The sequence below is a fragment of the Martinezella hainanensis genome, from assembly GCF_900094555.1.
GTDB classification, from domain to species: domain Bacteria; phylum Pseudomonadota; class Alphaproteobacteria; order Rhizobiales; family Rhizobiaceae; genus Rhizobium; species Rhizobium hainanense.
The window spans coordinates 540694-561747 of sequence record NZ_FMAC01000002.1; the positions used below are offsets into that span (position 1 = coordinate 540694).

Here is a 21054-nt window from a genome sequence, read left to right on the forward strand (position 1 = left end):
ACGATCCGCCAGGCTGTCCATTGCTGGCTATTCCCGACATATCCACCTGTCGCTCATCAATATTCGCATAGCTGCATTTCGCATTTCATATGGCGCTTTGGGTCATAATAATTTGAATCCTAATTAGTTTAGTGCTAATAGAATCCTATGAAATCGTTAAACGCCATACAGCGCATATTCACCGCCAATCTGCTCACGACCGGCCGCCAGTGGCGCCGGGTCGTCGACATCACGCTGAGCTCTCATGGCATATCCGAGGCCGTGGCCGCGCCGCTGCTGTGGATCGGTCGTCTGGGAGGAGGTGTGCGGCAGGTGGTTCTCGCCACCTATGTTGGCATCGAAGGCCCGTCCCTGGTTCGCCTGCTCGATCAGCTCGAAAGCATGGATCTTGTCATCCGCAAGGACGATCCGACGGATCGGCGCGCGAAAGGCCTGTGGCTGACGCCGGAGGGCGAAAAGCTGGCCTCCCGCATGGAGGACGCCCTGGACGAGCTGCGCGGCAAGATCCTCGCCAATGTCGCCCAGGCGGATATCGAAGCCGCCATCCGCGTACTGAAGGCGTTCGAGGAGTTCGAGGCGCCAACGGCAGCTGATGCAGAGCCGGAGCGGGAGAAAGTCTTATGAGCATCCCATCCTGGCGCGACTGGCTATTTTCGGTCAAAGCCTTCATTGCTGCGATCATGGCGCTGTTCATCGCGCTGTCGCTGGACCTGCCGCGCCCTTACTGGGCGATGGCCGCCGTCTATGTGGTCGCCAATCCTCTTGCCGGGGCAACGAGTTCCAAGGGGCTTTATCGTGCGTTGGGCACGCTCATCGGCGCCACCGCATCGGTGATCCTCGTTCCGCTGTTCGTCAACGCGCCGGAACTGCTCTCCGTCGTCGTCGCGCTGTGGACCGGTACCTTGCTGTTCATCTCGATGCTCGATCGCACCTCGCGCAGCTATGTGTTCATGCTGGCCGGATATTCGCTGCCGCTGATCGCGCTGCCGGCCGTCGGCTCACCGGAAACCATATTCGATGTGGCGCTCGCTCGCTCCGAGGAAATCATCATCGGCATCGTCTGCGCGAGCGTCGTCAGCGCCATTGTCTTTCCGAGCAGTGTCGGCACCGTACTTGGCCAGCGCATCGGCTCCTGGCTCGATGATGCCGGCACCTGGGCCGATGAGATCCTGCGCGGCGAGGGCGCTTCTCCCGCGACGCCTTTGAAGCGCCAGAAGCTTGCTGCGGATGTCTCCGGCCTCGATCTCGTCATCAGCCAGCTCAAATATGATGCCGGCAGCCGCGATATTGTCCGCCATTCGCGCGAGCTGCGCGGTCGTCTCTTGATGCTGCTGCCGCTCTTCTCGTCCCTTGCCGACCGTCTGCATGCGCTGAAGGCCGGCGGAAAGCCATTGCCGCAGGAACTGGTCACTGTGCTGAACGATGTGGCCGACTGGCTGGGGCAGGGTGGTCGTTGCAAGGTTGACGAAACCGCAGACACCCTGTCGAAGAAGATTGAGGAGCTGCAGGACAACGATCTTGATCTCGGTTGGGATGATCTCGTCCGGTCGAGCGCTCTGGCGCGCCTGAAGGAAATCGTCGACCTCTGGCAGGATTGCCTCACGCTGCGCGATCAGATCATGTCCGGTCAGCAGATCGGCACTTGGCGTCCGGCCTTCCGCCACCGCAATGTCGTCGCCCATATCAGGCACTATGACTATGCGCTGCTGGCCTTCTCGGCTGGCGCTGTCGTCGTCGGCATCACGATTGCATGCTTCTTCTGGATCTATTCCGGATGGGAGGACGGCGCAGGCTTTATTACGATGGCGGCTGTAGCCTGTTCGTTTTTTGCCTCGCTTGATCGGCCGGCGCCCTTCATCACCTCGATGTTCATCTGGAGCGCCGTAAGCCTCGTTATCGCGTGCGTCTACATTTTCGGCATATTGCCGTCGATCTCCGGTTTCGAAATGCTGGTGCTGGTGTTCGCACCGCCCTTCCTGGTGATGGGCTTGTTGATTCCGCGTCCGCAGACGAACATGCTCGCCATGCTGCTGGCGGTAAACGGCGCCTCCTTCATCGCCTTGCAGGATCGCTATGCCGCTGATTTCGCGAGCTTTGCCAATAGCTCGATCGCCGCACTGGCAGGCATCGGCTTTGCTCTCGTTTGGACTTTGCTCACCCGCCCATTCGGTTCCGAGCTTGCTGCGTGGCGGCTGGTGCGGGCCGGCTGGAGAGATCTGGCCGAAACCGCAGCCGGCATCCGCCGTGCCGATCATGAGCGCCTATCCGGCCGAATCCTCGACCGCCTCGGCCAGCTTGTGCCGCGCCTTGCAGGCATCGAGGATCGCGAGCTGAAGAAGGTCGACGGCTATGCCGATGTCCGCCTCGGCTTCAACGTGCTGATGCTGCAGAAGGAGCGTGGCCAGCTGAAGCCGGCCGCCGCCACATCGGTCAGCGAAGTCCTGATCGGCGTATCGGATTTCTATCGTTCGCGGCTTAAGGCCAAGCGTGCGGTGGACCCCTCCGACGAGCTGCGCGTGTCGATCGACCATAGTCTCGAGGCGGTCGCACAGGAAAGGCGTCACTCCGGCCGGGCGAGCCTCGATGCGCTCGTCGGCCTTCGCCGCGCGCTCTTCCCGCATGCCGAGTCGCCAGCGAGCTGGCAGCCGCCCGTATCGGATATCGCCCATCACCTTCCCATTGCCGCCGAGTAATACCATGCCCGCAGAATTCGATCTTTATGGCGTCTACATCCCGCGCCTTCTTGTTCTCATGCTGGTGACGCTGTTTGCCGTCATCATCCTTCGACGCCTGCTGGCATGGATCGGAGTCTACACTCTGGTCTGGCATCGCGGTCTTTTCGATCTCGCGCTTTACGTCCTGCTGCTCGGCGCCGTTTCCTCCGTCTCTCGTTGGTACTTCATATGAACGCGTTAAAACTCATCGGCCGTGTGGCCGTCACACTCATCTTTGTCGTTGCCGCCGTCTATGTCGGTCGCCAGCTCTGGGGCCACTACATGGACGAGCCCTGGACGCGCGATGCGCGCCTCAGAGCCGATGTCGTCGGCATCGCGCCTGACGTCTCCGGTCTCGTCAGCGAGGTCCTCGTCAAGGATAACCAGGCGGTCAAGAAGGGCGATGTCCTCTTCCGTGTCGATCGCGACCGCTTCGCCATCGCCCTTGAACAGGCGGATGCAGCCCTTGCAAGCAGTCAGGCGGCTCTCGATCAGGCCCGCCGCGAAAGCCAGCGCCAGGCGCGCCTCGGCGATGCCGCCTCTCTCCAGCAGAAGGAGCAGGCGCAGACCACCGAGCAGCAGGATGAAGCCGCCGTTCGTCAGGCGACAGCCAACCGCGAGCTTACCCAGCTGAACCTCGACCGCTCCGAGGTCCGCGCCACCGTCAATGGCACGATTTCGAACCTCAGCCTGCGTCCGGGCGATTATGTCTCTGCCGGCACCGCCAAGGTTGCGCTGATCGACAGCGATTCCCTTCGTGTCGAGGGCTATTTCGAGGAAACCAAGCTGCCGCGCATCCATGTCGGCGACGAAGTCCATATTCACCTGATGGGTCAGGCCGAGAAGCTGACGGGCCATGTCGAAAGCATCGCCTACGGCATCGAGGACCGCGAACGCACCTCCGGCAGCCTGCTTGCCAATATCACCCCTACCTTCAGCTGGGTGCGGCTGGCGCAGCGCGTACCGGTGCGTATCGCCCTCGACAAGGTGCCCGATGGCACGAAGCTGATCGCCGGCCTGACGGCGACCGTCGAGGTGCAGGAGCAGGGCCAGGCGAAGATCGCCAGCGCTGCGGAATGACAATCGCTTGAAAAGGACAGGGCGGTCGTCTTCAGGCCGCTCTGGAACTTGAGGCTGGAGCGGGCCTGCGCGCCGCTCGACGTCTTTCCATCATGATCGGCCTGTAGGATCTGTAGAGGATCATGGCGATCAGCAGGCCGATATAGATGAACTGCTCCAGCGACAGGACCTTGGTCGACAGGGCGAAGTGCAAGGCGCCGCAGGCGGCGACGATATAGACGAGGCGGTGCAGCCAGATCCACTTTTTGCCGAGACGCTTGATCGAGAAGTTGTTCGAAGTCACGGCGAGCGCCAGCAGCATGACGAGGCCCGCCATGCCGAACATGATGAAGGGCCGCTTCAGCACGTCATCGATGACGGCTTGCACGTCCAGCGCCTGATCAAGCACCATGTAGACGGTCAGGTGCATCAGCGCATAGTAGAAACAGAGCAGGCCGAGCGCGCGGCGATAGCGCAGATAGTTCCAGCCGAAGAGATCGCGCAGCGGCGTGACCGCAAGCGTCAGCAGCAGAAAGCGGATCGCCCATAGCCCCAGGAAAAGCTCGAAGGTCTTGACCGCATCGGCACCAAGCTGGTCGGTCGCGCCGAGATAGAATTCCCAGGTGGCAGGCAGAAGCCCGACGACATAGAGCGCCCAGACGGAGGCAGGCTGCCAGCGTTTGGGCAGGGCGAAGGAAAGAGCCATTAGAAATTCACCCTGAGGTCCATGCCGCTATAGAGGCTGGCGACCTGATCGGCATAGCCGTTGAAGGGCAGGGTGGGGTGGCGGTTTGAGCCGAAAAAGCCGCCTTCGCCGATGCGCCGTTCCGTTGCCTGGCTCCAGCGCGGATGGTCGACGGCCGGATTGACGTTGGCGTAGAAGCCATATTCCTGGCTGTTCGTTGCCTGCCACGTATTCACCGGCTGCTTGTCGGTGAGCGTGATACGAACGATCGACTTGATGCCCTTGAAGCCATATTTCCATGGCACGACGAGCCGGATCGGTGCGCCGTTCTGGTTGGGCAGGGTCTCGCCATAAAGGCCGACGGCAAGCAGCGTGAGGGGATTGCGGGCTTCGTCCAGGCGTAGGCCCTCGACATAGGGCCAGTCCAGCGATTGGAAGACGCCCGACTGCCCCGGCATTTCCTCCGGCCGCACGACGGTCTCAAAGGCTACGAATTTGGCGCTGCTCTGCGGCTCCACCTTGTCGAGCAGGGCGGAGAGCTGGAAACCGTCCCAGGGGATGACCATCGACCAGGCTTCGACACAGCGCATGCGATAGACGCGCTCTTCCGGCGGAAATTCCTTGATCAGCGCATCGACATCGAAGGTGCCGGGCTTGTTGACCATGCCGTCGACCTTGATGGTCCACGGCCGTGGTTTGAACTTGCCGGAAAGATTGGCCGGGTCGGCCTTGTCGAGGCCGAATTCGTAGAAGTTGTTGTAGGTGGTGACGTCCTTGATCGGTGTCAGCTTCTCGTTGACCGTATAGTTGCTCTTGGTCGCCGTCAGCGCGTCGGCCATCGCTGCCTTGCCGCCGATCGCCGCCATGCCGATACCGGCTGCCGCCACCGTCAGGAAGTCGCGGCGCTTCAGATAGATCGAGCGGGGCGTGATCTCGGAGGATGTGATTTTCGGTGGGCGGAAGGAGGCCATGGAGCAATTCCTCTATGCGGTAACAGCGTCGATATCAGCCATACGCAGTGGACGCGGATTTTGTTACACTCTTAGGCAGGCATTTCTTTGGAAGTGAAAGCAACTTTTTGTGTGTGCTTGTGAACAGGCTGCTTCGTTCCCAATTGTGGTCTTGACGCTTGTTTGCCCGGACGCGGTGCTTGTCCCGCAGCGTACCGGATTCGCTTGAGTTGATAGTGACAGTATTGCACGATTGGATTAGGACAATTCCAAAAAGCGGAGTTGCCGGCGTCCCCTTCGGCTCGAGCCTCGAGCCCTGCCGACGCCGCACAAATTCCAGGATGACGAGGAAGACACCATGCCAGCTTATCGTTCCAGAACCACCACCCACGGCCGCAACATGGCCGGCGCGCGCGGCCTTTGGCGTGCGACGGGTATGAAGGACAGCGATTTCGGCAAGCCTATTATTGCAGTGGTCAACTCCTTCACTCAGTTCGTGCCCGGCCACGTTCATCTCAAGGATCTCGGCCAGCTCGTCGCCCGCGAAATCGAAGCGGCCGGCGGCGTAGCCAAGGAATTCAACACCATCGCCGTCGATGACGGTATCGCCATGGGCCATGACGGCATGCTCTATTCGCTGCCGTCGCGCGAGCTGATCGCCGACAGCGTCGAATACATGGTCAATGCCCATTGCGCCGACGCCATGGTCTGCATTTCGAACTGCGACAAGATCACCCCCGGCATGCTGATGGCCTCGCTGCGCCTCAATATCCCGACGGTCTTCGTGTCCGGCGGCCCGATGGAAGCCGGCAAGGTCGTTCTGCATGGCAAGAAGGTCGCCCTCGACCTGGTCGATGCCATGGTCGCCGCGGCTGACGACAAGATCAGCGACGAAGACGTCCAGGTCATCGAGCGCTCCGCCTGTCCGACCTGCGGCTCGTGCTCGGGCATGTTCACCGCCAATTCCATGAACTGCCTGACCGAGGCGCTGGGCCTGTCGCTGCCGGGCAACGGCTCGACGCTCGCAACCCACGCCGACCGCAAGCGTCTCTTCGTCGAAGCCGGCCACCTGGTCGTCGATCTCGCTCGCCGCTACTACGAGCAGGACGATGCGACGATCCTGCCGCGCAACGTGGCCTCGAAGCAGGCATTCGAAAACGCCATGTCGCTCGATATCGCCATGGGCGGCTCGACCAACACCGTGCTGCACATCCTGGCGGCCGCGCATGAGGGCGAGATCGACTTTACCATGGCCGACATCGATGCGCTGTCGCGTCGCGTGCCGTGCCTCTCCAAGGTCGCACCCGCCAAGAGCGACGTTCACATGGAAGACGTGCATCGCGCCGGCGGCATTATGTCGATCCTCGGCGAGCTCGATAAGGGCGGCCTGATCAATCGTGATTGCCCGACCGTTCATGCCGAAACGCTCGGCGACGCCATCGACCGCTGGGATATCACCCGCACCAACAGCGAAAGCGTGCGCGAATTCTTCCGCGCGGCTCCGGGCGGCGTTCCGACGCAGGTTGCATTCAGCCAGAGCTCCCGCTGGGATGAGCTCGACACGGACCGCGAGAAGGGCGTCATCCGTTCCGTCGAGCATCCTTTCTCCAAGGATGGCGGTCTGGCCGTTCTCAAGGGCAATCTGGCGCTCGATGGCTGCATCGTGAAGACGGCCGGCGTTGATGAATCGATCCTGAAATTCTCCGGTCCTGCTAGGGTCTTCGAGAGCCAGGACGCGTCCGTCAAGGCCATCCTCAGCAACGAGATCAAGGCCGGCGACGTAGTCGTCATCCGCTATGAAGGCCCGAAGGGCGGCCCCGGCATGCAGGAAATGCTCTATCCGACGAGCTACCTGAAGTCTAAGGGCCTCGGCAAGGCGTGCGCGCTGATCACCGACGGCCGCTTCTCCGGCGGCACCTCGGGTCTCTCGATCGGCCATGCTTCACCGGAAGCGGCCAATGGCGGTACGATCGGCCTGGTGCGCGAAGGCGACATGATCGACATCGACATTCCGAACCGCACGATCAGCCTGCGCGTCGATGACAAGGAACTTGCCGCTCGCCGCGAAGCCCAGAATGCCAAGGGCTGGCATCCGACAGAACCGCGCAAGCGCAACGTCACCACGGCCTTGAAGGCTTACGCCGCTTTTGCCACGAGCGCGGATCGTGGTGCAGTTCGCGATTTGGGTGGAAAATAACCAAGCCCCTTCGCCCTGCGCAGCGGGGAGAAGGTGGACTCGAACGGACGAGCGGAGCTCGGCCGCGAGAGGACGGATGAGGGGCTTTCGAGCTTTATCGCAACGGCAGAACTTATCTGTCCCTGCGCTTGCCCCTCACTCTAGCCCTCTCCCCGCAGGCGGGGAGAGGGGACTTATGTGGCAACCTTTTAAACCCAAAGCGTACTACGAATTTACAGCGGTCGATTGATCTGCTTGTACGCGTCGTTCAGCTCTTTCTGACGCTCCTGATAGGACGTAGTCAGGCAAGCGACATCGGCCCCGCAGGCCTGCCGCTTCTTCAGCCATTCGGTCTGCTGGTCCTGCATCGTGCCGCGCGCGCCCATTGCCAGAAGGCCGGAGAGCAGGTCGAAGGTCGTCACCATCCTCACGTCGGCGTCGTTAAGGGCACGCACATCGCAGATCGTCTTTTCGTCCGGCTTCAGGTTCTGCGCCTCGCAATCGAAACTGGCGGCATGGGAGGTGCCGGCCATACCCAGCGAAATGAAGAAAGTGGCGGCGGCAAGATGGTTCAATCGCATATCCGGTTCCCTTTTGACGATTCCCAACGCGAAAGGCATGACAGCATGTTTTTGTTCAGCGAGCCTGTTTTTTATCGCCGCAAACTTCCATTTATGCTTCATGGTTCCGCCCTCTTTTCTTTCTAGCGTCGGGCGCTACAACGTTGTTTAAAGAGAATTAAAAAGGGAAATTTCCATGCATGTCCTCCTGAAGCGCACTGCCGTTTCGATGATTGCCCTCGTCGTGGCGATGCCGCTTTCCGCTGGGGCTCAGACGGCAAAGACGCTGCCGGAAAGCCAGACGCAGATGCAGCTTTCCTTCGCTCCGCTGGTCAAGCAGACCTCCGGCGCCGTGGTGAACGTCTATGCCGAGCGCGTCGTACAGCGTCAGTCGCCCTTCGCCGGCGACCCCTTCTTCGAGCAGTTTTTCGGCCAGCGCATGCCGAATCGCACCGAGAAGCAATCGTCGCTGGGCTCAGGCGTCATCGTGGAGGCGAATGGCACCGTCATCACCAACAACCACGTCGTCGATGGTGCCGATGACATCAAGATCGCGCTTTCGGATGGCCGCGAATTTCCCTGTAAGGTCATTCTGAAGGATGATCGCGTCGACCTGGCCGTCTTGAAGATCCAGTCGAAGAACGAGACCTTCCCGGTTCTGCCGCTCGGCAATTCCGATGGCATCGAGGTCGGCGATCTCGTGCTGGCGATCGGCAATCCCTTCGGCGTGGGACAGACGGTTACGAGCGGTATCGTCTCCGCACTTGCCCGCAATCAGGTGAAGAACGAAGTCGGCTTCTTCATCCAGACCGATGCTTCGATCAATCCCGGCAACTCGGGCGGCGCGCTCGTCAACATGACCGGCGAGCTGATCGGGCTCAACACGGCGATCTTCTCCCAGGGCGGCGGCTCCAACGGTATCGGTTTTGCCATTCCCGCCAATCTGGTCAAGGTCTTCCTCGCGGCTGCCGATCGCGGCGACAAGGCGTTCGAGCGCCCCTATATCGGCGCCTCCTTCGAGCCTGTCACATCGGATGTCGCCGAAGCGCTCGGCCTTGATAAGGTGCGCGGTGCGCTGGTGACGAAGGTGGTCGACGGCGGCCCAGCGGCCAAGGCGGGCCTCAAGCCCGGTGAAGTGATCACGGCCTTGAACAATATCTCGATCGAACATCCAGACGCGCTCGGCTACCGCCTGACCACGGCAGGTCTCGGCGCTACCGTGTCGTTGACGGTGCTCGACAACGGCAAGGAGCATCAGGCCACGATGACGCTTGCCGCAGCTCCGGAATCGACGCCGCGCGACGAGCGGGTGATCGAGGGCAACAATCCCTTCTCCGGCGCGACCGTTGCCAACCTCTCGCCACGTGTCGCCGATGATCTGCATATGCCGCCGGATTCCACCGGCGTCGTCATTGAGAGCCTGAAGCAGAATTCGCCGGCTGACCGCCTTGGATTTGCCGCCCGCGATATCGTTATCTCCATCAATGGTGTCGCGATCAACACCACGGAAATCCTTCAGAAGACCGTCACGTCAAACCCAAGCTTCTGGCGCGTCGAGATCGAGCGTGACGGGCAACGTATCAGGCAGTTCTTTCGATGAGCGATGATCTGTTTGCACCGCGGATACCGGAGGAGGTCGCCAACAAGCGGCCTCTCGCCGATCGCCTGCGGCCGCAAACATTGGCCGAAGTCACCGGCCAGGAACATCTGACCGGCGAGGACGGTGTGTTGCGCCGGATGATCGAGGCGGGTTCTCTGGGATCGATGATCTTCTGGGGGCCGCCGGGTACCGGCAAGACGACGGTGGCCAGGCTGCTTTCGGGCGAGGCGGGTCTCGCCTTCGAGCAGATTTCGGCGATCTTCTCCGGTGTTGCCGATCTGAAGAAGGTCTTCGAGGCGGCGAGGCTGCGGCGCATGGATGGCCGTCAGACCCTGCTGTTCGTCGACGAGATCCATCGCTTCAATCGCGCCCAGCAGGATAGCTTCCTGCCGGTCATGGAAGACGGCACCGTCATTCTCGTTGGGGCTACGACGGAAAATCCGTCCTTCGAGCTTAACGCCGCTCTTCTCTCCCGCGCCCGTGTCCTGACGTTTCGCTCGCATGATGAGGAAAGCCTGGAAGAACTGCTGCGCCGGGCCGAGACGGTGGAAGGCAAGCCGCTGCCGTTGACGGAGGATGCCCGCGCCAGCCTGATCCGCATGGCCGATGGCGATGGCCGTTCGGTGCTGACGTTGGCGGAAGAGGTCTGGCGCGCCGCGCGCAAGGACGAGCTTTTCGATCCCGACATGCTGGTCAAGATCGTCCAGCGCCGCGCCCCGGTCTATGACAAGGCGCAGGACGGCCATTACAATTTGATTTCGGCGCTGCATAAATCCGTTCGTGGTTCCGACCCCGATGCCGCACTTTATTATCTCGCTCGCATGTTCGATGCCGGCGAGGATCCGCTCTATCTCGGGCGCCGGCTGGTGCGTATGGCGGTGGAGGATATCGGGCTTGCCGATCCGCAGGCCCTGGTGATCTGCAATGCTGCCAAGGACGCCTATGATTATCTCGGCTCGCCGGAAGGCGAATTGGCGCTGGCACAGGCCTGCGTCTATCTCGCGACCGCGCCTAAATCGAATGCCGTCTACACGGCTTTCAAGGCTGCGACACAGGCAGCCAAGCAGAATGGCTCGCTGCTGCCGCCGAAGCATATCCTCAATGCGCCGACGAAACTCATGCGCACCGAAGGCTATGGCGACGGCTATCGCTACGACCATGACGAGCCGGATGCGTTTTCAGGTCAGAATTATTTTCCGGAAAAAATGGGCCGCCAGACCTTCTACGATCCGCCGGAGCGCGGTTTCGAGCGGGAGATCCGCAAGCGACTGGATTGGTGGTCGAAGCTGCGCAAGGAGCGCGGCGAGCGCTAAAGTCCCGAATCACCGACCGGCGCTGGTTTCCTGTGGTGCCTTCTGCATGCGGGGAGCCGGTGCCGCATCGACGATCTTCACGCTCGACTCGGCCTGTCCATTATGGCCTTCCATATCGACGACGAGATGCCAGTGGCCGGATTCGGGGATGGTGAGCCGGATCGGCGATTTCTTGGCGACGCCGCCGAGAAACTGATGCTTAAGCGTTTCCGTGAAGCGCTCGAAATTCGAGCCGTTCATCAGCCTGACATTGGCGATCGCCGAAAGCGTGATCTCGATCACCGTTCCGGCGCGCTGTTCCTTGAGGTCGTAGTGGCTGTAGCGGAAGGCAGGCTTCGACATTGTCTTCTGTTCTATGGATATCCGGCCGGAAGCTTAACTTAGGGCGGTTAAGGAAGCGTTCGGCGGGATATTGTCGAAGCCTGCCAAGGGCAAGTTCAGTGCAGATTGGACGAGGCGGGGGTGAAGCCGTCCAGATCGAGGATCGCGCCTTCAGGCGCCAGGCAGATGTCGGCCGGATTGTGGTTGCATTCTTCAGCGGCGAAATGCAGGGCGGCTGCTTCGTTGCGGAACAGGCCGCCGACCAGACCTTCTCGGTCCTGAACGATCCAGCTGCCGCGGCGGTCGCGACCGATGATGAAGCGTGCCGGAGCCGGCGAGAGCAGGCTGTGGGCCGAGCGGCGCTGAAGATGCTGTACGTTTGCCATGTGTATGTTTCCTCTTCGATCTCTTCGATTGCACTCAGTGTCCGGTCAGATGCAGCACCATTTGCAGGGCGGCGGAGATCAGGAGGACAAGTCCGAGGCGCGGAGCGACGGAGCGAATTCCGTCCAGCAATGCGTCCGAAGAGAAGTGCCGCTCGTTACGCGCAACAGCGACGGCACGAGGGCGTTGGAGAGGGTCGGCGGATAGGCCGGCATGCCTGTAGCGTGACATCATAGTTCCTTTCAGTGTCACCAGCATCATGGGTCCGATAAGACCATTTTCGATGCTACGCACTTGAATCTATGGGGGAGTTGCTAGGTTTTCCATTTGTCCGGAATGGCAAAAATATAAAAATCTCATAGGGATGGAGCAGTTTCACAATCCCAGGCGATGGGCATGCCGTGAGGCGAAGCGGCCGCTGCCATCGAGTTGAAACGGGGTGATTGCCGCCTGGATCGCGGCGGCCGTTTCTGTCCCGACGCCGACCAATGGCAGGCGAACATCCGCCTCGATGTCTCTCGCCAGTGACAAGGCATGCTTGACTGTTGCCGGCTCGCATTCGCGGACTAGTGCGCCGAACAATGGTTGCAGCCGCTCATCGATGGATTGGGCTGCACCGACATTGCCGCACGTGGCCGAATGCTGCATGGATTGAAAGAGCCGAGGAACGATGTTGGCAACACTCGAAAAGCAGCCATGACCGCCCGCAGCCGTGAAGCCGAGCGCGATTGCATCGTTCGATGTGAACAGGCCGAACCGTTCCGGCAAAAAGGGGCGCCATAGATCGATGCGCGAGATGTCGCAGACGTCGTCGGCGATTCCGATGATCCCTCGGATTTCAGCAAGCCGCGCGACCGTTGCCGGAGCGAGGTCGACGGCTGTATGCGATGGCTGATTGTGGACGATGATCGGCAGCTCGGTCTGCGACGCCAGCTGCTCGAAATGGTGGATGATCCCCTTCTGCGTCGGCTTGGAATAATAGGGCACCGTCACAAAGGCGGCGTCGGCGCCAAGGCGCTGTGCCTGTATCGTTTGCTCCAGGGTCGTCTTCGTGTCGTTGGTCCCGGTCGCGACGATGACGGGCACCTTGTCTTCGGAAAGCTCGATGCAGATTTCGATGGCGCGGATGCGCTCGGCCTCGGTCAGCGTCGGGCCTTCGCCGGTCAGCGAGCAGACCAGAAGCCCGTCGATCCCGCTCAGCAGCTGCCACTCGATATGGGCCATCATGTCGACGCCATCGAAAATGCCGTCGCGAAAAGGCGTGATGAGGGCTGTGATCGCACCGCCGATGCGCCTTTGAAAAGTCGGTCTGCTCATGCTTGTGAAATCTCAGAGGTAGTGCAGTACGATGAACAGCTCGAGAGCGCCGAGCAGCAGCCCGAAGGCGAACATGGCCTGAAAGGTGCGTCTTTCCCGAATCTGATGCGAGCGGAGCTGGCGCTTGCGCGGATTTTTCGTTGTTGCAGCCGATGCCGGAATGCGACGATGCTTCTCGTCGCTGTCATGTACAAGGACACGGATGGATTCCGTGAGATTCGGTGCGTGCGTGTCGAGCATGGGATCTATCTCCATATTCCATCGCAAGCGTAACGCCGGCCCCCATAGGAAATCCATTCGGAGTGGAAGACGAAGAAGTAAGTGAGATATAAAGAGCCCACGCGCCCTGATTTCCTTCGGCAACTGGCCGCAAGGCCGCAAGCTGAAGGATCGAAAATCTATCTGGCGTATTCGACCGTCGCCTAGTCGGCGACTTGCTGGTTCTTACGGTCGAGCTGCGTCACCAGTGCTAGAATGGTCGCCGAGACCGGCGTCGGCACATTCGCGAGCTTTCCGAGCGAGACGACGACGCCGACGAGAGGCGTGATTTCCAACGCCTTGCCGGCAAGCAGATCCTGAAGCATTGAGGTGCGTACGGGTCCGATCTGGCGCGAGCGCTCGAGGCGCTCTTCGACGAGCATGGCGATTTGCGACCCGAGGGCCTCGGCGACGGCCTTCACTTCGCTCATTACCTGACCGACCATCGCTGAAAGCGCCGGATCGTCCATGATGTCGGACATCAATCCGCGGGTAAGCGCACTGATTGGATTGAAGGCGGCATTGCCCATCAGCTTGCTCCAGATATCGTCGCGTATGCGCGAGGATATGGAAACGTTGACGCCGGCCTGTCGGAGTAGCGTTGCGACAGCCTCGATATCAGCCGTCGTCTCGCCGGATGGCTCGCCCAGGATGAAATGACCGTTGTTGGCGAGCTTGACTTCGCCGGGTGCGACGACTTCCGCACCCTGATAGGCGACGCAGCCGATGACGCGCTCCGGACCGATCAGGCGCCAGAGATCGCCGTTCGGATCGAGTTCTGCCATCTGATGTTCGGCATGGCCGCTTTGGCGGTCCCGATGGAAATACCACCATGGCACGCCGTTGAGGATCATGACGACGCGGGTTCCCGGATGCAGCAATTTCGCGATGCCGGGGACGGCTGCGGCAAGCTGATGACCCTTGAGGCCGGTGATGACGAGATCCTGCGGCGGCAGTTCGCCGGCGTCGGCCGTTGCCGTCATCTGCGCAACGAGGGGACTATGCGCGCCCGCTTCCCACAGGCTTATGCCGCCAGCGCGGATGGCCTCCAAATGAGCTCCGCGCGCAACGACCGAAATCTGTGTCCGCGTCCCTTCGGAGGAAGCCAGTTTTGTGGCGATCGCACCACCCAGTGCGCCGGCGCCGTAGACACAGATGTTCTTGAAGGGGGAGGGCGTCATGATTTGATGCTCCGAATGGGGTCGCGTGCTCTAAAAACATATGTCGAGCCGGTGATTTAGCGAGTGGTTTATCAGATTGTCGGCAATTGGAATTGAAAATCGCCAAACCTTCCGACACACTACAGCCTTATCGAAATTTCACCATACTCGTCTGAGCGCGAATGGGGTTAACGGGTAAAGGAAATACCTTCTCAGCCGCCGCTGCTTCACCCGGATTTTGTGAACAGGATTATGTTTTCACTGCATACATTTGGCGGCTTGAAGCTTTTGGACGGCGATGGGCGCGAGGCCGCCTTTCCCGAAAAGGGTCTGCTGATCCTGGTCTATCTGATGCTGGAACCGACAGCACGCGCGTCGCGCAGTATGATCGCCCGGCTTTTGTGGGGAGACGACAATGGCAGCGCGCAGGTCAATCTGCGCAAGCTGGTTTCGCGTATCAGGCTCCGTCAGGAAGCGCTCGGGAGATCATTTCTTCGTTTCAGCGAAACAGCCGTAGAACTCGACGCACCTCCAACGATCTCCGATCTCTGGTTCGCCCGTTCGCACGACGGCGGCCCAATCTTCGCAAGATTGAAATCGTTGGTGAAAACGCTCGAGGTGGAATTCCTGCAGGGTATCGATTGCCAGAGCGCGGTTTTCTTTCATTGGCGAGAGGTTCAAAGCGGTAGGCATCTGTCTGCGTTGAAGGAGGCGTTGAATGCCGCGGCCGCCGAAGCCAATGGGATGGACGATATCGCTCTGGTGCGAGAGGCGGCACTCCTGGTCTTTGGTATAGACCCTGAAGACCGGGATATTCATCGCGTCCTGTTGCGGATATTCGATGCGGAAGGTGAGGTGGAGCATTTCAGGCAGATTTTCAAGCAGCGTGCCGCGTTGCTGACCTCATGGTCGGCGCAGCAGGAATATGCTTCGGAAATTCGAGCCGGGGATGCCATTTTCCATCGCGAAAGGACTTTGGGTACTCGAACGAGAGTGAAGATACCCCTCCTTCTCCTGCCGTCCACGGGGGGGCAAGGGAAGGACTATGATACCTCATCCCTCGTGAACGATATTACAATCGGCTTCTGCGCGCTGGACAGTCTCCAGATTGCGGATCGCTACACTGCTGTCCGGGTTGGCAGGGCTGGGGAACGCGCCGCCGCAACGTTCGATCAATGGGATCGCTCCTACATTCTCGAGATGCGGCTTAGCCTTCGCGACAACGGACCGCTGCTGTTTTCGCAGCTGGTCGATGCCGCAAGCGATGAAATCATCTGGGCCGAGCGCATCAGCCTAGGACAGTCCTCGTCAGAAGAACAGAGACAGGCCGTCGCACGCCGTATCGTGCTGTCACTTGCAGGGCAGATCGAACGCAGGGAGATGATGAGGTCTCAATTCGAGGAGAACCCGGCCGCCTATCAGCGCTATCTCGCCGGCAAGCGGTACATCGAGCGCCTCTCCGTACCGGACCTGCAGAGGGCGCGTGGGGAGCTTCAGATGGCGTTGCGCACCGGCGGCCATTTCGCGCCCGCCTTGAGCTCGATGGCCCGCACCTATTCCAAGGAATGGGTGTTGACCTTCGGTGCTGATGCAGCTTTGCTGGCCGAGGCGGAAAGCTACGCGATGCGGGCCATCGCGGCGCGGCGCGATATTGCCGACGGCTATCGCGAGCTTGGCATGACGAAGGTCTTCCGGAAGGCGAGTGACGAGAGCATTGAGACATTGAAACTGGCTGAAGCCCTTAGTCCGGGCCATGCCGGCATCATTGCCGACCATGCCGAAGCATTGCTTCATGCGTCCCGGCCGGATCTGGCGCTGACGAAGATTGAAAGCGCCATCGCGCTCAATCCGGTAAGCCCCGATACGTATCTTTGGACCGCTTCCGTGGCGAGCTATACGCTCGGTCGCTTCGAAGCTGCCCTCGATTATATCGATCGAATGGCGAATGCACGTCTGGCGGACAGGATTTCCGCGGCGAGCTGGGCGATGCTCGGGCATCAGGAAAAAGCGGGCTTTTTCGTTCGGCGCGTCCAAAGAACCAGTCCGGATTTCGATGTCGATCGATGGCTTTCCGTTGTGCCGTTTAAGGAGCAATGGCAGCGTGACATCTATCGGGAAGGGCTGCGCCGGGCAGGTTTCTGGAAGGCAACCCCGAACGTGACCCTCGCATAGCGGCAGTTTGCCATCAGGCCGAAGCGTCGCTCTCGCTCAAGCAACTGTTTTCGGATCACCGCAGGCTCGGGCTAGTCTTTACCACAATCGCATCCTAACCTCTGCTAGATCGCTCTGGACCGTGGACAACCAGTGCGGTATCGATTTCTCAATTGTCCTTTCTAAGTTGATGAATTCGCCGGGGAAGATCGTTGCGTTTCGAAGCCCTCAACCGTCTCTGGGACAGCGTTCGGGAGACTAGTCATGATTTCCGCGCCTCGACGGACGTGTTTCCCGTCGTCGATATCGAAAAGCTGGGCACGACCCTCGACCTGAAGGAAAAAGGCGCCGCTGCCGGTCGGCAGAACCGGCCGCCGCCGGATGCGCAATCGCATGACGAGACGGAACAGCGCGTGATTGCCTGGGTCGAGGCGGAGAAGAAGAGCTCCTACCAGATCCTCGAAGACCAGTTCCAGACCTTCGACAGCCGCTTGCGCAACCTCGATTTCGAGGGGCAGTTCGGGATGATCCGCCAGGCAAACGCGTCAAGCGTCTCGGATTTCAAGGCGGAGGTGGCAAGCGGCGTCGATGAGCTTCACGGTCTGCGCCGCAAGCTGAAAACGGCCGAGGATGAAATGGTGGGTTTCAAGGCCAGGCATAAGCTGCAGCGTGCAGCAAAGGTTTCCAGCAGGGCCGCATGGGGCTTCAAGGTTTCGCTGATCGTCTTCCTCGTGCTGATTGAAATGGTGATGAACGGCAGCTTCCTCGCCAAGGGAAGCGAGCAGGGCATCGTCGGCGGTGTGACGGAGGCGGCCGCCTTCGCCTTCCTGAATATCGGCATGGCACTGATATTTTCCTTCTTCTGCGTCCGCTTCCTGGTGCACCGCTCCTACGCGCTGAAGCTGCTCGGCCTTCTCGGGCTCGTCGCCTATGTCGCCGTGGCCCTCGGGATCAACATCGCGCTTGCGCATTATCGCGAGGTTTCGGCGACGATTTTGAGCGGAGCCGGTGCCGAGGTGATCCAGCGGCTGAAGGCTGCACCGCTCGGCCTACAGGAGCTGAATTCCTGGATGCTCTTTGCCATCGGCCTGATGTTCTCGCTCGTCGCCTTCATCGACGGCTGCTATCTGACGGACCCCTATCCGGGCTTTGCCGGCGTGCAGAAGCGTCTCGATGCGGCGAGGGACAATTATATCGACCGCAAGCTTGATCTCATCGAAGACCTTCGCGAAATCCGCGACGATCACAACAGCAAGATCGAGGAGATCATCCGCGATCTCTCGCTGCGCCGGCAGGAAACATCAGCCATCATTGCGCATCGTGCCAGGACGGCGGGCCTTTTTGCCGAGCATCAGAACCATCTCGAGCGCGCCGCCAATGTGTTGCTGACCTCCTATCGCGATGCCAACCAGAATGTTCGCACCGAGCCAGAACCATCCTACTTCAAGGTCGCCTACAAGATGGAGCGCCTGACGCCTGTGATCCGAACCGAAGAGGAATGGGACGACAAGGTGCTGGGCTCGCGCATCCAGAGCGCCCAGGCGGAGCTTTCGGATCAGATTAAGCGGATCGGCGACGAATTCGAGCGAGCCATCGAGAAATACCATCAGCTCGACAATCTTTTCCCGGAGAGCATCCTTGGCGCGACGCAAGCGGCGTAGCCGGCGCGGCGGGTCCGCCGGTCTCATCATCGCAACGATCTGCCTTGCGGTCTTGTCGCTCGGGATCGTCGGCGCCTATGGCTGGCTGCGCTACAAGGCGAGCGGCAATGTCGCCGTCGACCAGGCGTCCCTCTGCCCGGTGGATGGGCCGAAGGCGGAAACGGCCATCCTGCTTGATGTCACCGATCCGATCGCCGATGCGACGGCGCTTGATCTGCGCAACCAGTTCCAGAAGATCGTGGCCGGGGTGCCGATCGGCGGCGCGATCGACATCTACGCGCTGACCGAGAAGGAGGGCGAGCTGATCCAGACCTTCCACGGCTGCAATCCGGGAAGCGGCGCAAATGTCGACGAATGGACCAGCAATCCTCGGCTCGCGCAGGCACGCTGGGAGAAGGGGTTCCAGAAGCCGCTTACCGATATCGCCGGCAAGTTGACTGCAGGTGGGGCCGGCACGCTGTCTCCGATCATGGCGGCGATCCAGAAGATCAATCTGGAAGTCTTTGCCAACGCGCCGGTCGGCATCCCGAAGCGCCTCTATGTTGCTTCCGACATGCTTGAGCACACAGCTGCCTTCTCCAATTACCGTGATGGCGTCTCCTATCAGAAATATCAAAACAGTCCGGCGAACGATCGCTTTCGCACGTCACTGAGCGGTGTCACGGTCAAGATTCTTGCCTTTCAAAGGCCGAACATGAAGTTCAGCATGGAGGATCTTGCGAACTTCTGGGCGCAGTGGATCAAGAACAACAAAGGTGATTTCGACGGCTTCGTGCGCCTGGAGGGGATACGCTGATGGCTAACACTGACGCCAGATATCTCATCCGGGACTATGGGCCGATGGTGCTTTTCGCCTCCATCACCATCGGCGGGATGATCTTCATCTGGTCGTCGAAGCTCATGGGGTGGTCGCTGCCTGTCGTGACCGGCGTGCCGCTGGTGCTGATGGGGATCTACTTCATCGTGTCGCTGGCCGTTGCCGGGTTCCGGCTGCACAACGAGCAGGCGGGCGACAACCTTTATTACATGGGGTTTCTCTTCACCCTCTCGAGCCTTGGCGTGTCGCTCTACCTCTTTGCCGGCGAAACATCGATCGAGACCATTGTCCGCAATTTCGGCATCGCCGTTACTTCGACCATTGCCGGCGTGACGTTGCGCATCCTCTTCAACCAGATGCGGCGAGATCCGATCGACATCGAGCGCAGCGTGCGCCACGAGCTTGCGGAAATGACGCGGCGCGTGCGCACCGAGCTCGACTCCTCGTCGCGCGAATTCTCGCACTACCGGCGCGTCAGCAACCAGATGCTGTCGGAAGGTTTCGAGGAGATCGCGCGTCAGGCCGAGCGCAACGGCCAGGAGATCAACAAGATCCTCGAAATGCTGGCGAAGCAGGCGGTGACCCCGATCAACGACGCCGCCGCACAGCTGACGGCGACGACCTCGCAGCTTTCGGAGATCATCGGAACATTCGGCACCGCCGTCGAGAGTGTTGGCAGGAAGCTGGAAGAGATCCGCTCGCCGGAAGACGTCGTGCGCGCCGAGCTGGCGCCGGCGATTACGGCCATCAAGGAGATGTCGGAGGCGCAATTGCAGCCATTGCGCAACATCGAGCTGGCGCTCGGTCGCATGGCCGAAGCGATGGGGCAGGCACCCTTGCTCGCGACCGATGGCAAGATCGTCGCCGAGCCCGAGGCCGCGCCACGAAAACGTTGGTGGCATCTATGGTGACGGACGCCTCGGACAGCACGCCGAAACTGGAGCACAAGGGCTACAATCGCGGCCTAATCCTCGGCCTGACGATGGCCGAATCCATGCTGCTCCTGGTCTTCTGCCTGCTGCTGGTGGCCGCTGCTCTGATTTCCGCCGAGAGACACAAACGGTACGAGGTCGAGCGCAAGCTTGAGAAGGCCGAACAGCAGGTCGCCTTGCTGGAGAAGAAGCGGGCCGAGCAGGCGGCCGAGATCGTCCTGTTACAGTCGAAGGTCGTCTCCGGCGATCTCTCCGCCGCCGACAAGGCCGTGGTGGACAAGCAATGGCGGGAACTGGTGCTGGCGAAGGAAGCGCTCGACACCATGGCGGATCAGGGTGCGACATCGGCCGATCTGCAATCGCTTTCCAAGATTGCCGCCGTTTTGAAGGAGCATGGCGTTTCGCTGGCGGCGGCACCCGATGAGGTCAACAAGCTTTTGGCTGGCAACGCGGGTGGGAAGGGCATGCATGACTGGCCGCCCATCATCAATCTCGACGATGCCAAGAAGAACTATTTCCAATCGGGAAGCGCCCAGTTGACCGGCACTTTCGCCGACCTGCTCAGCACGACGATCACGGATGAAATCGCCAGCAATCTGAGCCTCTACGGCGCCAATATCGTTGAGGTGATCGGTCACACGGACGAGCAGCCGGTGGCGCGAGAAAAATCCAATCTCGACGATACGATCATCAGCGCGATGGATGGCAAGCTGCCGGTCTCGGCTTTGCTTCCGGCCGACAATGCCGGTCTCGGCCTTGCCCGCGCCATTGCGGTTGCCAATGTGCTGAGGGCCAATCCCAAGCTGAAGGACGCCACGATCCTGCCGATGTCGGCCGCACAGCTGATCCTGCCCGGCGATACCGTCACATCGGGTCAGAGCGGCGCCGTTGAGTCACGCCGCCGCATCGAAATCCGTGTCCGCGGCCGAACGGCGCCTGTTGCCGTGATCAATGCCGGCGCCGCGTCCTCAATCAACACGCAATAACGGCGATTGC

The 21054-nt window shown here is 60.6% G+C and carries 21 protein-coding genes; 12 read left to right on the plus strand and 9 right to left on the minus strand.

The window, feature by feature from the left end; all coding sequences use genetic code 11:
* Positions 1-147 precede the first annotated feature (147 nt).
* Genes GA0061100_RS09050 through GA0061100_RS09065 form a run of 4 tightly spaced genes read left to right on the plus strand, consistent with a single transcriptional unit; the run spans position 148 to position 3794 of the window.
* Positions 148-624, plus strand: coding sequence for a MarR family winged helix-turn-helix transcriptional regulator (locus GA0061100_RS09050; protein WP_075852350.1), 477 nt, complete (start codon positions 148-150; stop codon positions 622-624).
* Positions 621-2693 (plus strand): FUSC family protein, encoded by a 2073-nt coding sequence (locus GA0061100_RS09055; protein WP_075852351.1) that lies wholly within the window; start codon positions 621-623, stop codon positions 2691-2693. Before GA0061100_RS09050 ends, GA0061100_RS09055 begins: the two co-directional genes overlap by 4 nt.
* Positions 2694-2697: 4 nt before the next feature.
* Positions 2698-2907 (plus strand): DUF1656 domain-containing protein, encoded by a 210-nt coding sequence (locus GA0061100_RS09060; protein ID WP_075852352.1) that lies wholly within the window; start codon positions 2698-2700, stop codon positions 2905-2907.
* Positions 2904-3794 (plus strand): efflux RND transporter periplasmic adaptor subunit, encoded by an 891-nt coding sequence (locus tag GA0061100_RS09065; RefSeq protein ID WP_075852353.1) that lies wholly within the window; start codon positions 2904-2906, stop codon positions 3792-3794. The genes GA0061100_RS09060 and GA0061100_RS09065 overlap by 4 nt, the downstream gene beginning before the upstream one ends.
* A gap of 31 nt (positions 3795-3825) precedes the next feature.
* Here GA0061100_RS09065 and msrQ read toward each other — a convergent pair whose 3' ends face one another.
* Together msrQ and msrP are read right to left on the minus strand one after the other, a co-directional pair.
* Positions 3826-4479 carry a protein-methionine-sulfoxide reductase heme-binding subunit MsrQ gene (msrQ, locus tag GA0061100_RS09070; protein ID WP_075852354.1) on the minus strand — a complete coding sequence of 218 codons (654 nt, stop codon included), beginning with the start codon at positions 4477-4479 and terminating at the stop codon, positions 3826-3828.
* On the minus strand, positions 4479-5429 hold the full coding sequence (msrP, locus tag GA0061100_RS09075; RefSeq protein WP_075852355.1) for a protein-methionine-sulfoxide reductase catalytic subunit MsrP: 951 nt from the start codon (positions 5427-5429) through the stop codon (positions 4479-4481). Before msrP ends, msrQ begins: the two co-directional genes overlap by 1 nt.
* A 337-nt stretch (positions 5430-5766) precedes the next feature.
* On the opposite strand from msrP, the gene ilvD reads away from it, so the two are divergent.
* A complete protein-coding gene (ilvD, locus tag GA0061100_RS09080) occupies positions 5767-7605 on the plus strand; it encodes a dihydroxy-acid dehydratase (RefSeq protein WP_075852356.1) in 1839 nt (612 codons plus the stop codon).
* A gap of 212 nt (positions 7606-7817) precedes the next feature.
* Here the strand turns inward: ilvD and GA0061100_RS09085 are convergent, their stop codons facing one another.
* A complete protein-coding gene (locus tag GA0061100_RS09085; RefSeq protein WP_075852645.1) occupies positions 7818-8165 on the minus strand; it encodes a lysozyme inhibitor LprI family protein in 348 nt (115 codons plus the stop codon).
* A 175-nt stretch (positions 8166-8340) separates the two neighbouring features.
* Here GA0061100_RS09085 and GA0061100_RS09090 point away from each other — a divergent pair, with 175 nt between their 5' ends.
* Together GA0061100_RS09090 and GA0061100_RS09095 are read left to right on the plus strand one after the other, a co-directional pair.
* The gene (locus GA0061100_RS09090) at positions 8341-9744 is read left to right on the plus strand and encodes a DegQ family serine endoprotease (RefSeq protein ID WP_075852357.1); all 1404 of its coding nucleotides are present in this window, start codon (positions 8341-8343) and stop codon (positions 9742-9744) included.
* Positions 9741-11057, plus strand: a complete 1317-nt coding sequence (locus GA0061100_RS09095; RefSeq protein WP_075852358.1) for a replication-associated recombination protein A — start codon at positions 9741-9743, stop codon at positions 11055-11057. Before GA0061100_RS09090 ends, GA0061100_RS09095 begins: the two co-directional genes overlap by 4 nt.
* A gap of 9 nt (positions 11058-11066) precedes the next feature.
* Here the strand turns inward: GA0061100_RS09095 and GA0061100_RS09100 are convergent, their stop codons facing one another.
* The 6 genes from GA0061100_RS09100 to GA0061100_RS09125 all read right to left on the minus strand — a co-directional run bounded on the left by GA0061100_RS09100 (position 11067) and on the right by GA0061100_RS09125 (position 14518).
* Positions 11067-11399 (minus strand): DUF1883 domain-containing protein, encoded by a 333-nt coding sequence (locus GA0061100_RS09100; RefSeq protein ID WP_075852359.1) that lies wholly within the window; start codon positions 11397-11399, stop codon positions 11067-11069.
* 95 nt (positions 11400-11494) lie between these two features.
* Positions 11495-11764: a hypothetical protein gene (locus tag GA0061100_RS09105; protein WP_075852360.1), complete on the minus strand. Its 270-nt coding sequence runs from the start codon at positions 11762-11764 to the stop codon at positions 11495-11497.
* Between the two features lie 34 nt (positions 11765-11798).
* Positions 11799-11993: a hypothetical protein gene (locus GA0061100_RS09110; RefSeq protein WP_159444767.1), complete on the minus strand. Its 195-nt coding sequence runs from the start codon at positions 11991-11993 to the stop codon at positions 11799-11801.
* Positions 11994-12137: 144 nt separating this feature from the next.
* Positions 12138-13079: a 4-hydroxy-tetrahydrodipicolinate synthase gene (dapA, locus tag GA0061100_RS09115; protein ID WP_075852362.1), complete on the minus strand. Its 942-nt coding sequence runs from the start codon at positions 13077-13079 to the stop codon at positions 12138-12140.
* 12 nt (positions 13080-13091) lie between these two features.
* Positions 13092-13319 (minus strand): hypothetical protein, encoded by a 228-nt coding sequence (locus GA0061100_RS09120; protein ID WP_075852363.1) that lies wholly within the window; start codon positions 13317-13319, stop codon positions 13092-13094.
* Between the two features lie 182 nt (positions 13320-13501).
* Positions 13502-14518 (minus strand): ketopantoate reductase family protein, encoded by a 1017-nt coding sequence (locus GA0061100_RS09125; RefSeq protein ID WP_075852364.1) that lies wholly within the window; start codon positions 14516-14518, stop codon positions 13502-13504.
* A 231-nt stretch (positions 14519-14749) separates the two neighbouring features.
* Between GA0061100_RS09125 and GA0061100_RS09130 the strand changes: the two genes are divergently transcribed.
* From GA0061100_RS09130 to GA0061100_RS09150, 5 genes are all read left to right on the plus strand, one after another.
* Entirely contained in the window at positions 14750-16669 is a 1920-nt protein-coding gene (locus GA0061100_RS09130) for an AfsR/SARP family transcriptional regulator (protein WP_083961303.1), read from the plus strand.
* A gap of 191 nt (positions 16670-16860) precedes the next feature.
* Entirely contained in the window at positions 16861-18309 is a 1449-nt protein-coding gene (locus GA0061100_RS09135; protein ID WP_075852365.1) for a hypothetical protein, read from the plus strand.
* Positions 18287-19105: a hypothetical protein gene (locus tag GA0061100_RS09140; RefSeq protein ID WP_075852366.1), complete on the plus strand. Its 819-nt coding sequence runs from the start codon at positions 18287-18289 to the stop codon at positions 19103-19105. The genes GA0061100_RS09135 and GA0061100_RS09140 overlap by 23 nt, the downstream gene beginning before the upstream one ends.
* On the plus strand, positions 19105-20037 hold the full coding sequence (locus tag GA0061100_RS09145; RefSeq protein ID WP_075852367.1) for a hypothetical protein: 933 nt from the start codon (positions 19105-19107) through the stop codon (positions 20035-20037). Before GA0061100_RS09140 ends, GA0061100_RS09145 begins: the two co-directional genes overlap by 1 nt.
* On the plus strand, positions 20031-21044 hold the full coding sequence (locus GA0061100_RS09150) for an OmpA family protein (RefSeq protein ID WP_075852368.1): 1014 nt from the start codon (positions 20031-20033) through the stop codon (positions 21042-21044). The genes GA0061100_RS09145 and GA0061100_RS09150 overlap by 7 nt, the downstream gene beginning before the upstream one ends.
* Positions 21045-21054: the final 10 nt, after the last annotated feature.

Coding starts and splice junctions, on each gene's coding strand:
- GA0061100_RS09050 (WP_075852350.1), top strand. CDS start 148: ATGAAATCGTTAAACGCCATACAGCGCATATTCACCGCCAATCTGCTC.
- GA0061100_RS09055 (WP_075852351.1), top strand. CDS start 621: ATGAGCATCCCATCCTGGCGCGACTGGCTATTTTCGGTCAAAGCCTTC.
- GA0061100_RS09060 (WP_075852352.1), top strand. CDS start 2,698: ATGCCCGCAGAATTCGATCTTTATGGCGTCTACATCCCGCGCCTTCTT.
- GA0061100_RS09065 (WP_075852353.1), top strand. CDS start 2,904: ATGAACGCGTTAAAACTCATCGGCCGTGTGGCCGTCACACTCATCTTT.
- msrQ (WP_075852354.1), bottom strand. CDS start 4,479: ATGGCTCTTTCCTTCGCCCTGCCCAAACGCTGGCAGCCTGCCTCCGTC.
- msrP (WP_075852355.1), bottom strand. CDS start 5,429: ATGGCCTCCTTCCGCCCACCGAAAATCACATCCTCCGAGATCACGCCC.
- ilvD (WP_075852356.1), top strand. CDS start 5,767: ATGCCAGCTTATCGTTCCAGAACCACCACCCACGGCCGCAACATGGCC.
- GA0061100_RS09085 (WP_075852645.1), bottom strand. CDS start 8,165: ATGCGATTGAACCATCTTGCCGCCGCCACTTTCTTCATTTCGCTGGGT.
- GA0061100_RS09090 (WP_075852357.1), top strand. CDS start 8,341: ATGCATGTCCTCCTGAAGCGCACTGCCGTTTCGATGATTGCCCTCGTC.
- GA0061100_RS09095 (WP_075852358.1), top strand. CDS start 9,741: ATGAGCGATGATCTGTTTGCACCGCGGATACCGGAGGAGGTCGCCAAC.
- GA0061100_RS09100 (WP_075852359.1), bottom strand. CDS start 11,399: ATGTCGAAGCCTGCCTTCCGCTACAGCCACTACGACCTCAAGGAACAG.
- GA0061100_RS09105 (WP_075852360.1), bottom strand. CDS start 11,764: ATGGCAAACGTACAGCATCTTCAGCGCCGCTCGGCCCACAGCCTGCTC.
- GA0061100_RS09110 (WP_159444767.1), bottom strand. CDS start 11,993: ATGTCACGCTACAGGCATGCCGGCCTATCCGCCGACCCTCTCCAACGC.
- dapA (WP_075852362.1), bottom strand. CDS start 13,079: ATGAGCAGACCGACTTTTCAAAGGCGCATCGGCGGTGCGATCACAGCC.
- GA0061100_RS09120 (WP_075852363.1), bottom strand. CDS start 13,319: ATGCTCGACACGCACGCACCGAATCTCACGGAATCCATCCGTGTCCTT.
- GA0061100_RS09125 (WP_075852364.1), bottom strand. CDS start 14,518: ATGACGCCCTCCCCCTTCAAGAACATCTGTGTCTACGGCGCCGGCGCA.
- GA0061100_RS09130 (WP_083961303.1), top strand. CDS start 14,750: ATGTTTTCACTGCATACATTTGGCGGCTTGAAGCTTTTGGACGGCGAT.
- GA0061100_RS09145 (WP_075852367.1), top strand. CDS start 19,105: ATGGCTAACACTGACGCCAGATATCTCATCCGGGACTATGGGCCGATG.
- GA0061100_RS09150 (WP_075852368.1), top strand. CDS start 20,031: ATGGTGACGGACGCCTCGGACAGCACGCCGAAACTGGAGCACAAGGGC.